This is a genomic window from Sporosarcina cyprini, from assembly GCF_022048975.1.
GTDB classification, from domain to species: domain Bacteria; phylum Bacillota; class Bacilli; order Bacillales_A; family Planococcaceae; genus Sporosarcina; species Sporosarcina cyprini.
Genome location: NZ_JAKMHX010000019.1, coordinates 25,334 through 39,941, shown reverse-complemented (window position 1 = coordinate 39,941; position 14,608 = coordinate 25,334). Strand labels below are relative to the sequence as shown.

Sequence of the window (14,608 nt, the reverse complement as noted above, 5' to 3'; positions counted from 1 at the left end):
AGGTTGGGAATCAGTTATTATTCACTTACACCCATTTGGTACAATTCTAGGTCAGAGCCTGGATCGATAGAGTAGTTAACAACACGCTTGTTAACACCCATTAGGTAGTAGCGGTATAGTGTAGGAGCAACCGGTGCATCCTCAACCATTAACTCTTGCCACTCTTTATAGATTTTTTTACGTTTTTCTGAGTCAAATGCTTCTTCAGATGTACCAGCTTTAAGAAGCTCATCGTTCTTTTCGCTTGTGTAACGAGTGTAGTTATATGCTGCTGTTCTTCCATAGAGACCTTCTGGGTCTGGATCGGAACCAGTTCCCCAAGCCGCTTGGTAGATATCGATTTTCGGATCATCTGCTTCTACCATGTCGTAGAAGGAGTTGAACTCATGTAGACGGCCGTCAGTAAGTTGTACTTTAATACCAACGTCTTCCCAGTTTTGAATATAGAATTGAGCAAGTGGCTCAGCGATTTCGCCACCAGACATGGAAGCGAAGTTCAATACAAATTCTTTACCGTTTGCATCTTCACGGAATCCATCACCATCAACATCTTTAAAGCCTGCTTCGTCAAGAAGAGCTTTCGCTTTTTCAGGATCATAAGAAGGTGCTTCAATGCTGGAATCATGGAAGTTCTCAAATACAGGAATGATCAAAGTTGTCGCAGGGAAACGAAGACCGTGGTAAAGTTCTTTACCGACTGTTTCGTTATCCATTGCATACCACATAGCTTGACGTACACGCTTGTCAGCCAATTTGGAGTTTGGATCTGTAACGTTTTCTTTCTTTTCTTTATCCCACTTACCAAGCTTGAAACCGATATAAGTGTAAGCAAGGTCAACGTCAGCTAGAAGTTCGATGTTATCGATGCCTTTAGCGTTTTCATATTGATCTGTAGGGATGGAAGCTAGATCAACATCGCCTTTTTTCAATGCTTCAAGAATAGAAGCGGAGTTTACAACTTTAAGTACCAATGTTTTAAGAGCAGGTTTCCCTCTCCAGTATTCATCATAGCGTTCGTAAAGAACTGATTCACCAGGGACAATTTTAGCCACTTTGTAAGGACCAAAACCGATTGGGTTTACACGGATTTTATCAGAAGACTCAAGCTGTTCCATAGTTACTTCACCTGTCATAAGATCGCCGACATGGTGTCTAGGTACTGGAACTGCCCAGATTCCTGAAAGTAGGGATGGAGTTGCTTGTGTGTACGTAATAGAAATTTCTTTCTCATCGTCAGAAACTTTAATACCAGAGATTTCTTTTGTTTCACCAGCATGGTATGCAGGCATGCCTTCTACGTTTTCAATCATGAAATTGTAGCGAGTACCTGTGTAGTCTGGATGGCCAAGAATTTGGTATGCATAAAGCAAGTCGCTAGCTTTAACTGGCTCGCCATCATGCCATTTCACGTTGTCTCTAATTTTGATAGTAATCGTTTTGTTATCATCAGAGATTTCGTACTCTGCAGCACCGTTGTTAGTGATTAGATAGTCACCATCAGTATCTAATAGGCCTTCGTCAAAGTAGCTTAAAATTTCACCGTCATATACGCCAGAATAGAATACACGGTTAAGTGTACCTTCAAACGGAGTGTCTGTAACCATAGCCACAGTCATTTCTCCGTCTTCCATTGGCTCAGCTTTGTTGGAAACTTGGAATGGGAAATCTAGACCTTTGCTTGCGTCCTCCGCATCCGTGTCGTCTCCTTCAGTTTGTTCGGAACCATTGTCATTGCCTTTTGCTGGCTCTTTTTCGCCAGTTTTCTCGTCGTCTTTGCCTGAACATGCAGCTAAAAATACGCTGAGTACAAGCATCAGACTAGCAAGTAGCAAAAATTGCTTTTTTGCCATCTGTATTACCTCCCCTTGTTTTTTAGGCTAATCTTTGCCTTGCATCGGACGCGCGTTTAACCGCTTGGCCGACATAATTTATACACAACATCATTACTAGGATCAGTAATGCTGCAGGTAACCAAACCCACCACTTATTTTGCACAATATCCGGAGTCCGTGCGTACGAAATGAGCGTTCCGAGCGACGCCGTACCAGTCGGCAATCCAAAACCTAGGAATGTCAGACCAGTTTCCAAACCGATATTGCTTGCAAGCGTAAGTGTCATATTAACGATGACGAGTGAACTCAAGTTAGGGAACATTTCAAAGAACATGATCTTCAAACTTGGTGTGCCCATCGTCCTGGAAGCATTGATATAATCAAGCTCCCTTTCCTGCATTGCCCTTGCACGGATCAACCTTGCTTTTCCGAACCAGGCGAATGCACCCATAATTAGTATAAATGTGAATACTGTATAGTTAGGGACAATAGTGACGAATACGATAATGAACATAAGGGAAGGAAGAACCATAAGGAAATCTAAAATCCGCATCATGATATTATCAATTTTACCGCCATAAAATCCTGAAATTAAACCGTATGTGAGACCAAATAATCCCGCCAGTACCGTTACACAAATACCAATCGTAAATGAGTTTCTCGTACCAAGCATCAGCTGTCCGAATACATCCCGACCGCCGTCATCGGTACCGAGCCAATGCTCTGCGGAAGGCGCCTTCCAAACGTTGAAGAAGTTCACCCGTTTGTTGGCAACCTCATCAATAAAAAGTGGAGACGAATAAGCTGTAATTAGGATGATCGCCAATAATATTAAGGAACCTAAAGCCATTTTATCGTGTATAATTTCCCGCCATATCGTCTTCAATAATGATGGATTATTTGCTTTTTCTTGTGCAATTAATTGCTTTTCGTCTAAGACGACTGTTTCTTTCATCGTTATCCCTCCTTTTCTTTCTTTTCATCTACTCAATTCGAATACGCGGATCGACAATGCTCAAAATAATATCGGATAGCATTGTCCCGACGATAACAGCAGTCGAAGAAATTAATACAAGTGCTGTAACGACAGTGAAGTCACGCGTTTGAATGGATTGAATGAAAAGGTATCCAAGGCCAGGATAACTGAAAATAGATTCAATAAAGATAGAACCACCGATTAACCCTGTAATTTCAAGTCCAAGGAATGCTGCAATCGGCAACAGTGAATTACGCAAAATATGACGGGTATAGACCTTTCCTTCCGGCACCCCTTTTGCACGAGCTGTTTTAACATAGTCCTTTAATTTTTGATCAATAATATCGTTTCGTAAATATTGAATCGTAACATAAGTAGCGATAAGTGACCCAGAAAGGACAGGCAAAATTAAATGTCTCGCCCTGCTGACAAAGTAGTCCCATGTACCAACTTCAATTTTAATATCTACACTGCTTCCATATGGGAGCCAGCCCAATACAAAACTGAAGAAGTAGATCATAAGCAACGCAAATACAAATACCGGCGTGGCAAATCCAATATAGTTATAAGTGACAATCACCTTATCCGCCCAAGAATCTGTCCATCGTCCCGCGATAATACCAAGCGGAATGGCGATTATATATATGACAATCAAGGTGAAAAAAGATAACAGCAATGTGTTTTCCACTTTACCTGCCAGTAAATGCGTAACTGGTTGTTTATGGACGTAGGACTGTCCAAAATCGCCTTGCACTGCATTTGCTAGCCAGCGGCCGTATTGCTGATACCAAGGATCATTCAATCCTAGTTTTTCCCTTATTTGCTGGATCTGTTCTTGCGATACATCCGGATTTCCTTGGAAAGCCCCCGTGAGAGCATCCCCAGGCATAGCTTTCGCCAGCATGAATACGATGATACTGACTAGGATGATTTGTGGGATCATGATCAATGTTCGACGCAGAATAAATTGTAACATTTACATTATCCCCCTTACTGCATGGCAACGGAATGCGATTCTGAAATTTTCTTCAAATCGAACATCCGTCCATCTTTATCAAAGTAATTGTTATAGTCGTTTTGGTATTCCTGATTAATGGATTGTCTCAAGTGCATTTTTTCAAAACGCTTTTCTGGATCCATTTCAGGAATAGCGGCTATCAAGCGCTTCGTATAAACATGCATTGGATTGTTATAAATTTCAGAAGCTGTTCCTTCTTCAACAAAACGCCCCCGGTACATGATACCAATCCGGTCGCACATATGCTGGATAATTCCAAGGTCATGCGAGATGAAAAGATACGTCAGACCAAAATCCTCTTGGATCTCCTGCATGAAGTTCAGCACTTGCGCTTGAACGGAAACGTCCAATGCGGAAACCGGCTCATCCGCTATGATCAGCTTTGGCTTCAGTGCCAATGCACGAGCAATTCCTATCCGCTGACGCTGCCCGCCTGAAAATTGGTGAGGATATTTGTAAATAGATTCAGGGTTCAACCCAACTCTGGCCACAAGTTCCTGCACACGCAGCAATTCTTCCTTCGGCGATAGTCTTTCAAAGTTGCGAAGCGGTTCCGCTATAATATTTAATACGTTTTTACGTCCATTTAAGGATGAATATGGGTCCTGGAAGATCATTTGAATATCTTTCGTATGTTTCCGTCTTTCCATGCGGCCCATTTTCGCCAAATCTTTTCCTTCAAATAGCATTTCACCTGAAGTGACATTATTAAGTCCGATAATGGCACGTCCGGATGTCGTTTTTCCACAACCGGATTCCCCAACCAAGCCGTACGTCTCACCTGGCTGTAGTTCAAAACTAATTCCATCCACTGCTCTTACATGGTCCACAACACGGCGGAAAAATCCGCCTCGAATCGGATAATAGATTTTTAGATCATTAACTTTCAGTAGCGACATATTCTTTCTCTCCTACTCTGTCCTCCGGAAAGTAGAACGTTTTGTAGCATGAGCAACGAACAAAATGATTTGGCTCTGCTTCATGCATTTCCGGTCTTTCTTCATGGGCTTCTTCAGGGATCCAAGCGATCCGTGGAGCAAACCGGCATCCGGTACGATCAAGATTTTGAAGAGATGGAACAATTCCGTCAATTACATGCAGTTTCTCTTTCGCTTCTAAATTCGAAGGAATCGAATTCAATAGAGATCTTGTATAGGGATGCAATGGGTTTTCGAACAGATCTTTAACATCTGCCATTTCCACGACTTCGCCTGCGTACATAACTACAACACGGTCCGCCATCTCCGCCACAACCCCAAGGTCATGCGTGATGAGGATGATGCCCGTCTTCATCTGGTTTTGAAGTTCTTTCATCAAATCCATGATTTGGGCTTGAATGGTAACGTCCAAAGCTGTCGTTGGCTCATCCGCAAGTAATAGAACGGGATCACACGAAAGTGCGATAGCGATGACGACCCTTTGTCTCATCCCACCCGACAATTCATGAGGATATTGCTCATAGACGCGTTGTTCGTTTTTAATGCCGACTCGTCTTAGTAACTCTAAAGTACGGTTCTTTTTCTCAGAAGACGAGAGTTTTAAATGATAATCCATCGGCTCTTCGATCTGCCTGCCGATTGTTGCAAGCGGATTCAACGCCGTCATAGGATCTTGGAAGATCATCGCTAGATCTTTGCCTCGTATTTTATTGAATTTTGCTAGAGGCAACTCCAGAAGGTTCTGACTTCCGAAATTAATCTCGCCTTCCAGTTTCGTGTTTTTCAAGTTGTGCAATCCCATAATTGAATTTGCCAGGGCACTTTTCCCACAACCCGATTCCCCTACGATGGCTACGACTTCATTCTCGTGGACTGTTAAGGAAACTCCGTCTACCGCCGCATAATAATTGCCTTTAATATTAAACGAGGTACGGAGATCATTGATTTCCAAGACCGGGTTCTTCAAGAAAACTTCCTCCTTACTATTTTGACACATGTATGAATAACTAATTTTCAGATTTTGATAAAAGTTATTGGACTCAATATACTACACAATCCTTGTCCTGACAATACTATTTTTTTAGAATATCAAAACATTGAACCTTTTCAAATGTTACAATCACATTACAAACCTTGATATGTAAGCGTTTTCTAAATGGAAGCGGGTATACAATTTTTTTCGGCCTTTTTTTGCTTTTTCTTAGTAACACAGAAAAGAGACTTCGTTACTGTTGTATAACGAAGTCCCAAAAATAGAAATCAGATATAGTATTTTCTAGATTATTTCCTGCTTATTTCTTTCGAGTTTACTTGGTATCTGGCCTTGTATTTTACCAGCATATTCTAAATTTATTTTATTAACATAATCATTCTTCACTTTTAAGCAATGTTAGCTTTGGCTCGAAGAGGCCGCCGAGGATGCTGCCACCGCTCCAACCGTTGCCGCCATGACGGCTTGCTGGGCTCGTAAGATCATTTCGACTGAAGTGGCAAGACTGACACTGATCTGATCAGCACTTTCAGTCAGCTGATGCATGATATATCCAATCGCAATTGAAAGTGCCATTTCACGGTTCCATCTGAACAGTTTGGATTGCTCCAGCTGTTTCGCAAGATTAATGATTTGCATGACTCCTTCATCATCCATTTGGAACACTGTCAAAAATCCAATCATCGGATAATGGACAGGCTTCACTTTCGTTCTGTCTTTTAACAGGATAGAGATTTCCTCTGCCCTTTCGACACGTTCAGCGGAGAACTCGATGTCCATGTAGGTCATCACTTGGGAGAGCCATTGCAGTTCATTGCCAGAGCGGAAGCCTTTCTTTCGGAATGCGTCGTAGTAGTCTCGCATAGATTGCGCATGCTCTACCGGATCTTCGTCTTTTCTTCCCAGCAGCATGGCGTAGGCATAATCATCGTCGGAAGTTAAAAGGAAGTGCTGTTTCTTCATGGCATCGAATAAAGCCTTTGCGCGGCGCGCATCCGTTTCATCATCGGCCGGATTGTCAGACATTAGCAAAGCGGCCAAGTAGGAATGAATCGAATTCTTAAAACCATGGCTTCGCAGCACCTTTTGTTTTTCAAACAATCGCTCAGCCGCCTGTTCAGTCGATTTGGAATGGGACAAAAACGCCGCCATCATCGGAAGAAGATTTCCTCGCAACGGGGAAAACCACCCCGTCCTTGACTTCAGTTCATCCATCGCCCGATTGAAAGTGAAAGCATCAAATTCTGTACCCGCTGTCACATAATAAGATGTGATGGTCAATACTACGTTTTTATCGACACTCCAGCCAGCCAGCGATTTCACTTTCTCATACGTCGTCTCCACTTCCTGCAAGATCATTTCTGTCCTCATTCCGCACCTCTCCTTTCTAATAAGTACGAGAGAGGGACCTAAAAAGTTTCAATGATCTGCCATCATTTTCAGTTTCGAAGCCTCGATAAGCTCGCTGATCCTTGCTGTATAGCCGTTATGGAAGGCATCGACTATGGCGCTTCCAACAATTACACCATCTGTATGAATGCTTAATTGTTCCACATGAGCTGGGGTCGAAATACCGAAACCTGCCAGAACCGGAACAGGGCTGATCGACTTTAGGCTTTTTAGATGAGCAGCCAGTGATTCATCAAATCCTTCCCGTGCTCCCGTAATTCCATTTACCGTAACAGCATAGATGAATCCTGACGATTGCTCAGCTATCGCCGCCATCCTTTTTTGATCGCTAGTCAGCGAAACAAGCTGTATCAAGGCGATTCCATTCTCGGTGAGCAATTCTTTTATGTGCCCGCTTTCCTCCAGAGGCAAATCCGGGATAATCAAGCCACTGACGCAACTTTCCCGAAGACTTTGCACAAATGCATCTATCCCATAAGCCAGTATCGGATTTAAATAGCTCATGATCAGCAGAGGCATTTCCGGTTTAACCTCTTCTTTAAAGGATTGAAGAGACTGCAACACAGCACGCAGCGTCACCCCTTCAGCCAGAGCCCGCTCTCCTGCTTGTTGAATCGTCTCCCCATCCGCAACAGGATCGGAAAACGGAATGCCGATTTCAATTGCGGTCGCTCCTGCTTCTTGGAGGAATAAAACCTTATCACGCAAGGAACCAAGGCCGCCATCTCCCGCCATTATATACGGGACAAACGCTTTTCTTCCCTGTTCGACACAAGATCGGATACTTTTTTCGACTTGATTCATCTTGCGCCACCCCCTAAAGCATCTCGCACCGTTTGAACGTCTTTGTCTCCGCGGCCTGATAAACAGACCACGACGACTTCATCCGGCCCCATACCTTTCGCCAATTCGGCAACATACTGGATGGCATGCGCGCTTTCCAACGCCGGGATGATTCCTTCCGTTTCAGAAAGCAGCCGCAATCCGGCGAGAGCGCCTTCGTCTGTCACAGATGTATAGACCGCCCGCCCGATGTCATACAAATGGCAATGCTCTGGACCGACTGCAGGATAATCCAGTCCGGCGGAAATCGAATGTGCCTCTTGGATAAATCCGTCTTCATCTTGGAGGATATACATATACGCCCCATGCAAAACACCTTCTTTGCCGCCAGCTATTGCTGCTGCATGAAGCCCCGTTCCGATGCCGCTTCCTGCTGCCTCCACCCCGTAAAGGGCCACCTTTTCATCCTCCACAAAAGGATGGAACATACCGATCGCATTGCTTCCCCCGCCGATACAGGCGACAACCGCGTCGGGGAGGCGACCTTCTTTTTCAAGGATCTGCCTTCTCGTCTCCACTCCGATTACCCGTTGAAAGTCGCGGACAATGCGCGGGAACGGATGGGGGCCGAGTGCGGAACCTAGAATGTAATGCGTGTCTTCGACATGGGCCACCCAATACCGCAGTGCTTCATTAACAGCATCCTTTAACGTACCGGAACCTTTCTCCACCGGGACCACTTTTGCCCCCAGCAGTTCCATTCGAAATACATTCAGTTCCTGCCGTCGCACATCTTCTTTGCCCATGAAGATGATACAATCGAGACCGAACAACGCACATGCTGTTGCTGTCGCCACGCCATGCTGTCCTGCACCGGTTTCCGCTACGATTTTTCGTTTTCCCATCCGCATCGCAAGTAACGCCTGGCCGATCGAATTGTTAATTTTATGCGCACCCGTATGATTCAGATCTTCTCGCTTCAAGTAAATCTTCGCTCCGCCAATCTTCTTCGTTAGACGCTCCGCGAAATAGAGGGGTGTTTCTCTTCCGACAAAATCTCGCAAATAATAATCCAGTTCCTCGGTGAACTCTGGATCCTGGCTGGCCTCCTCATATGCTGCTTCCAGCTCAAGTAGCGCAGACATTAACGTTTCCGGGACGTATTGTCCCCCAAACTTCCCGTATCTTCCTTTCTGTTTCGCTGAACTGCTCATCTGTACCATGCTCATCTCTCCTCTTCTTTGACCGCACGGATGAACGCCCGGATCAATGATTCGTCTTTTCGGTTATTCCGTTCGACACCGCTCGACACATCGACCATTGCCGGACGAACCTTTCGAATGGCTTCCTGTACATTTTCGCTCGTCAAACCGCCTGCCAGGATCATTTGGTTCCTAGGCAGATCACCTTCCAGTAGACTCCAGTCAAATACCTGCCCTGTGCCACCGTTAAATTCAATGCCCGGCGTATCCACAAGGACATATTGAGTATTGCATAACTTTATAAGTTCTTTGTCTTTCTTACTACGCATAGATATTACTTTAATAGAAGGAAGTCCTATATTTTGAATGAACTCCAGAGATTCATTTCCATGATATTGAATAAAATCAAGCGACACTTCCTGAAAGGCCTGCCTGACTTCATCCGGGCTTGGATTGACGAATACACCAATTTTCATCACACCTTCAGGAACGTTTTGTGCCAGTTGCTTTGCATGTTGTACGGAAATCCGCCTCCGGCTCGGCGCAAATACAAAACCGATTGCGTCCGCTCCCGCTTGAACAGCGGCCTGCACATGTTCAGGCTCCAAAAGACCGCAAATCTTCACCTTGGTCATAATGGCGTTCCCGCCTTTTTCACTCGCAAGCTTCGAACCGAATCCTGTACAGACGAACTCCGCATAAGCGTCTCTCCGACCAGGACTGCGCTCGCTCCCACATTTGCCACCCGAATCGCATCCTCTTCTCCGGCAATTCCACTTTCGCTAATTAACACCCGATTCTCGTCAAAAGGAAAATGAGCGGCCACTTCTTCTGTTTTTTCAAGATCCACATGGAACGTACGCAAGTCCCGGTTATTCACGCCAATCAACTTGGCATCAATTGAAAGCGCTCTTTGCAGCTCGCTTGGATCATGGACCTCCACGAGAACCTCCAATCCGAGTTCCGTGGCATAGTCGTACAGCCTTTTTAGTGTCATGTCGTCGAGCGCCGCCACAATAAGAAGGATGACAGAGGCACCCGCCTGTTTTGACCGGTCAATCTGTACTTCATGAATCATAAAATCCTTGCAAAGAATCGGGATTTCCACATGGTTTGCAACATCTGATAAGTCGTCGAAGGATCCTTTAAAAAACGGCCCGTCTGTCAGGACGGAAATGCACGCTGCCCCAGCCTGTTCATACTGCTGTGCTTGCAGTACAGGATTTGCCCCTTCCGCAATCAACCCTTTGGAAGGGGATGCACGTTTGATTTCTGCAATGACCTGCAAGTCATCCGCATTTTTCAAGGTTTGGAATAGTGAGGGCCGTGCTGGCCTATTTTGTTCGCAAGCCTTCGGTTCATCGAGCAGCATGCGCTTCACTTCCAGCCGTTTCTCCTGCAAAATCGTTTCTAAGATGGTCATTGGGCTACAACCTCCCGCTCGATTTGCTCACTATATTCGATGACAGCCTCCAGTTTCAGTTGCGCGCGGCCTGAAAGAATACTGTCTTTCGCCACATCAATTCCTGCTTTGATGGTCGGCACGAATCCGTTTGCGAAGATGCCAATCCCGGCATTCAGGACAACCGTATCAAAACGGGGACCTCGCTCCCCCTTCAAAATGGACCGGATCATTTCCGCGTTTTCCTTCGGGCTGCCTCCCTGTATGGCGGATGGCGGCGAATACGATAAACCGACATCCTCAGGCGTCAGGCTGAAAGGAATCAAATCCCCCTTATCGAGCAAGACAAATGAATTTTGTCCAGCAAGCGAAGCCTCATCCAAACCTCCCGGACCTGAAACAACAATGGCGCGCTCCCTGCCGAGCATCCGAAGAACGGAAGCATATTCCATCACAAAATCCGGACGGTTAATGCCGGTGAATTGCGACTTAATGCGAATCGGATTTGTCAGAGGACCGACCAAATTGAAAATTGTCGGCTTCCCAATACGGCGCCGAACCGCACCGATTTGTTTCATTTTCGGATGGACTGTCGGAGCAAACAGAAAGGAGAGTCCCTCTTCCTCCAACAGCTTCCCCATATCGGACACCTTCAAGTGCGAATGAATCCCGAGCGCATCAAGTACATCATGGCTCCCAGACTGACTCGATACTTTCCGATTTCCATGCTTCGCCACCTTCACGCCAGCGCCCGCGAGGACAAAGGCGGACGCCGTGCTTATATTAAAACTGTTCGATCCGTCGCCCCCCGTCCCGCAATTATCCAAATAACGATCTTCCCGGACTGGGAACGGACTGGCATGCGAAGACATCACCGAAGCAAGCGCCGCCACTTCCGACGCCGTCTCCCCTTTCTTGGCAAGCGCCGTAAGGAATGCTGCCATCTCGTCCGGATCAACCTCTTCTGTAAACATTTCGTTGGCCACTGCTTCCATTTCTTCATAGAGCAAATGGCGGCCTTCCTCAACTTTTCTCGTAAACTGTTTCATAACTCATCTCTCCTCCGCTCTTTCATTCCGCTCGCCGTTTTATGCGGCGCGTGGTTGACTGGATTTGCCGTGCGGAACGGTTTTTCTGGCGTTCACCCCGATATTCTGGCGTTCAGCCCGACTTTCTGGCGTTCAGCCCGACTTTCTGGCGTTCAGCCCGATTTTCTGGCGTTCAGCCTGGCTTTCTGGCGTTCATTCCGATATTCTGGCGTTCAGCCTGATATTCTGGCGTTCGACCTAGCTTTCTGGCGTTCAACCCGGTTTTCTGGCGCTCAGCCTGATATTCTGGCGTTCATTCAATCCAGTCCATTCATCAGCAAAGACCTTGCTTTATTCTCTGTCTCCTTGTACTCCAGTGCCGGCACTGATTCTTTAACGATTCCGGCCCCGGCTTGCACGATGGCTTTTCCGTCTTGGATCAGCATTGTGCGGATGGTGAGAGCGAAATCAATGTTGCCGTTCAGCCCGATATAGCCAATGGCGCCGCCGTAGATGCCGCGGGAATCAGGTTCCAGTTGTGCAATAATATCCATCGCCATCTGCTTCGGCGAGCCGGTCACGGTACCGGCAGGCAACGTTGTTTGCAGTGCATCGAGCGCATGCAAGCCTGGTAATAAGGTTCCTTCTACTTCGGAGACGAGGTGCATGACGTGCTCATAGCGTACTGTTTCCATGCAGCTTGAAACGTGTACCGTTTCCGCTTCGCAAACAGCCGTCATCTCCCTTTTGCTTAACTCGACAAGCATTTGGTGTTCGGACAGTTCTTTCGGATCGTTTCGCAGCTCCTCTTCAAGCGCAATATCTTCAGCTTGGTTCTTTCCGCGCCGGCGCGTGCCCGCAATTGGATTTGTCATGACGGTGTCACCTGATACGCGGACCAGACTTTCTGGAGAAGTTCCGATTACTGTATGATCCTCAAACTCCATGTAATACATATACGGTGAGGGATTTCGCTTGCGTAACTTGCGGTAAAGAACAAATGGATCGCCTTCTATGTCAGCTTCCATCCGTCTCGAAAGGACAATCTGCTCCGCTGTTCCTTCGGCAATGAAGCGCTGTGCCTCCTCGACATTCGCTTCAAAGGTTTGCTTGGTTTGATTGCTTCGAAATTCGGACAGAGCTACCGGTTTCTCTTCTTCTACTGGCCCGTTTGTAATTTTGTCGGCCAATGCTTCCAGGTCGGGCGTATTTCCCGTTTCAGGATGAATTCTGGTATGCAATAGTGTCACTTCATTTAGCAGATGGTCGAAAATGATGACAGTATCGTAAATATTGAAATTAGCATCAGGCAATCCGGTTTCATCTGTCACCTCATCATTCACTTTCGCTGCCCCGTAGCCGACGTACCCAACGGCCCCTCCCATGAACGGATACGGTCCTGCTTCGGCAATCCTCGGCATGAGCCGTTTCAATAATGTAAACAACTCTCCCTCATGCGTATAGGACACACCCGTTTGATACACAAACTCCTCCACTTTCCCCGCTTTTCCGCGATACGCTTTAATTGGGTTGACGCCAATAAAGGAATACCTTCCTGATCCTTCATGCTGGGATGAACTCTCCAATAAAAAACGCTGCGTCCCGTGCAACCGCCTGAAAATCAAGATCGGCGTTAAGGAATCTCCTTCGATCTTCTTCTCCGTAATGCGTATACTCGTCTTCTCCATACACATCTCTCCTCATCTCATTCTGGAAAGAACAGCAAGAACGGTGTTGCATAAGACGACTTATAGTGGCCCGACACGCTTTCGCGGTGCTTCAATCAAATAAAAAATCCTCTGCACCTGGACAGAAAAGTCCAGTTGCAGAGGACGGGTTACCCGCGTTGCCACCTCTTATTGAAGCCATTATTGGCTCCCGCTTGGCGTGTCAGTACGACACTTCCCGTAACGTGGGAATGACGTCCATCCGAAAAAACTCCAGACGGCTCTCATAAGTCCATTCACGCCGGCCGTGGATCAGTTCCCACCATCCACTGACTCTCTGTACACACGGTTTCAGCGCTACTCCTCTTATTCAACAATTTCTCAGCTATGCTCTTCTCCACTCATCTCTTCTGTCCTAGGGCGGCGCCGCTCCCGGCTCCTCTACCCGTTCCGAACAAAAAAGTTGTAATCACTTTACTATTCTTTCTTTCAATTGTCAACCTTTTGATAATATATGATGTTAGCACAGGGAGTAGAAGGACAGGACCTTTTATTGATTCCATCAACTTTGCGTGGAAAGGAGCGAAGCGATACAATAAGGGAAAGAATTTCGAAATCAGGTGACAAATCATATGCGAATCAACAAATTTTTAAGCGAAGCCGGCATCGTTTCCCGACGCGGTGCGGATAAATGGATAGAAGACGGCCGTGTCACTATCAACGGCCAACCGGCTGAACTCGGCAGCCGCGTGGAACCGGGGGATGATGTCAAGGTGGATGGGAAGCCGGTCCAAACCGAAGAGCAGCTCGTCTATATCGCGCTTAACAAACCCGTCGGCATTACGAGTACGACAGAACGCCATGTAGAAGGGAATGTCGTCGACTTCGTCAATCACCCGCTCCGCGTCTTTCATATCGGGCGTCTCGACAAAGATTCAGACGGCCTCTTGCTCCTGACGAACGACGGCGACATCGTGAATGAAATATTGCGCGAGGAGCATGGACACGAGAAAGAGTATATCGTTACGGTCGACCGTCCCATCACAAAAGAATTCATTCGCCAGATGGAAACGGGAGTGGATATCCTCGGCACGACGACAAAACCTTGTAAAGTCAAACAGCTGGGGCCGCGGAAATTCAATATTACCTTGACGCAAGGTCTCAACCGGCAGATCCGCCGCATGTGCTCGGCACTCGGCTATCATGTGCGGCGCCTTCAACGCACTCGGATTATGAACATCCATCTCGGCAACTTGCCTGTCGGAACATGGCGCGATTTGACGGAGAAGGAACTTAGGGAATTGTTTTCTATGCTTGAATATGAGCCAAAACGGTAATTTCTTTCACAATCATAACGACAA

Annotated in this window: 14 protein-coding genes and 1 other annotated feature; of the genes, 2 read left to right on the top strand and 12 right to left on the bottom strand. The window is 46.4% G+C overall.

Features of this window, described 5'->3' with window-relative positions; genetic code table 11:
• Nucleotides 1-17: 17 nt before the first annotated feature.
• The 11 genes from opp4A to trpD all read right to left on the bottom strand — a co-directional run bounded on the left by opp4A (nt 18) and on the right by trpD (nt 11,601).
• Entirely contained in the window at nt 18-1,850 is a 1,833-nt protein-coding gene (gene opp4A / locus L7D49_RS06830; RefSeq protein WP_238080096.1) for an oligopeptide ABC transporter substrate-binding protein, read from the bottom strand.
• Between the two features lie 22 nt (nt 1,851-1,872).
• Nucleotides 1,873-2,787, bottom strand: a complete 915-nt coding sequence (locus tag L7D49_RS06825) for an ABC transporter permease (RefSeq protein WP_238080095.1) — start codon at nt 2,785-2,787, stop codon at nt 1,873-1,875.
• 28 nt (nt 2,788-2,815) lie between these two features.
• Nucleotides 2,816-3,784 carry an oligopeptide ABC transporter permease gene (gene opp4B, locus L7D49_RS06820; RefSeq protein ID WP_238080094.1) on the bottom strand — a complete coding sequence of 323 codons (969 nt, stop codon included), beginning with the start codon at nt 3,782-3,784 and terminating at the stop codon, nt 2,816-2,818.
• 14 nt (nt 3,785-3,798) lie between these two features.
• Nucleotides 3,799-4,725, bottom strand: coding sequence for an ABC transporter ATP-binding protein (locus tag L7D49_RS06815; protein WP_238080093.1), 927 nt, complete (start codon nt 4,723-4,725; stop codon nt 3,799-3,801).
• Nucleotides 4,706-5,761 (bottom strand): ABC transporter ATP-binding protein, encoded by a 1,056-nt coding sequence (locus L7D49_RS06810; protein ID WP_418895857.1) that lies wholly within the window; start codon nt 5,759-5,761, stop codon nt 4,706-4,708. Before L7D49_RS06810 ends, L7D49_RS06815 begins: the two co-directional genes overlap by 20 nt.
• 393 nt (nt 5,762-6,154) lie before the next feature.
• Complete coding sequence (locus tag L7D49_RS06805) at nt 6,155-7,126, bottom strand: DUF4003 family protein (RefSeq protein WP_238080091.1); 972 nt, start codon at nt 7,124-7,126, stop codon at nt 6,155-6,157.
• A 48-nt stretch (nt 7,127-7,174) separates the two neighbouring features.
• Entirely contained in the window at nt 7,175-7,969 is a 795-nt protein-coding gene (gene trpA, locus L7D49_RS06800) for a tryptophan synthase subunit alpha (protein ID WP_238080090.1), read from the bottom strand.
• Complete coding sequence (trpB, locus tag L7D49_RS06795) at nt 7,966-9,177, bottom strand: tryptophan synthase subunit beta (protein ID WP_238080089.1); 1,212 nt, start codon at nt 9,175-9,177, stop codon at nt 7,966-7,968. The genes trpA and trpB overlap by 4 nt, the downstream gene beginning before the upstream one ends.
• Nucleotides 9,174-9,785, bottom strand: coding sequence for a phosphoribosylanthranilate isomerase (locus L7D49_RS06790; protein WP_238080088.1), 612 nt, complete (start codon nt 9,783-9,785; stop codon nt 9,174-9,176). Before L7D49_RS06790 ends, trpB begins: the two co-directional genes overlap by 4 nt.
• Entirely contained in the window at nt 9,782-10,573 is a 792-nt protein-coding gene (gene trpC / locus L7D49_RS06785) for an indole-3-glycerol phosphate synthase TrpC (protein ID WP_238080087.1), read from the bottom strand. Before trpC ends, L7D49_RS06790 begins: the two co-directional genes overlap by 4 nt.
• Nucleotides 10,570-11,601: an anthranilate phosphoribosyltransferase gene (gene trpD, locus L7D49_RS06780; protein ID WP_238080086.1), complete on the bottom strand. Its 1,032-nt coding sequence runs from the start codon at nt 11,599-11,601 to the stop codon at nt 10,570-10,572. Before trpD ends, trpC begins: the two co-directional genes overlap by 4 nt.
• Before the next feature lie 64 nt (nt 11,602-11,665).
• On the opposite strand from trpD, the gene L7D49_RS06775 reads away from it, so the two are divergent.
• Complete coding sequence (locus L7D49_RS06775) at nt 11,666-11,842, top strand: hypothetical protein (protein ID WP_238080085.1); 177 nt, start codon at nt 11,666-11,668, stop codon at nt 11,840-11,842.
• 55 nt (nt 11,843-11,897) lie between these two features.
• On the opposite strand, the gene L7D49_RS06770 is transcribed toward L7D49_RS06775, so the two are convergent.
• Complete coding sequence (locus L7D49_RS06770) at nt 11,898-13,268, bottom strand: anthranilate synthase component I family protein (RefSeq protein ID WP_238080084.1); 1,371 nt, start codon at nt 13,266-13,268, stop codon at nt 11,898-11,900.
• A gap of 137 nt (nt 13,269-13,405) precedes the next feature.
• Nucleotides 13,406-13,630, bottom strand: a binding site (T-box leader).
• Nucleotides 13,631-13,879: 249 nt separating this feature from the next.
• Between L7D49_RS06770 and rluF the strand changes: the two genes are divergently transcribed.
• Entirely contained in the window at nt 13,880-14,584 is a 705-nt protein-coding gene (rluF, locus tag L7D49_RS06765; protein WP_238080083.1) for a 23S rRNA pseudouridine(2604) synthase RluF, read from the top strand.
• Nucleotides 14,585-14,608 lie beyond the last annotated feature (24 nt).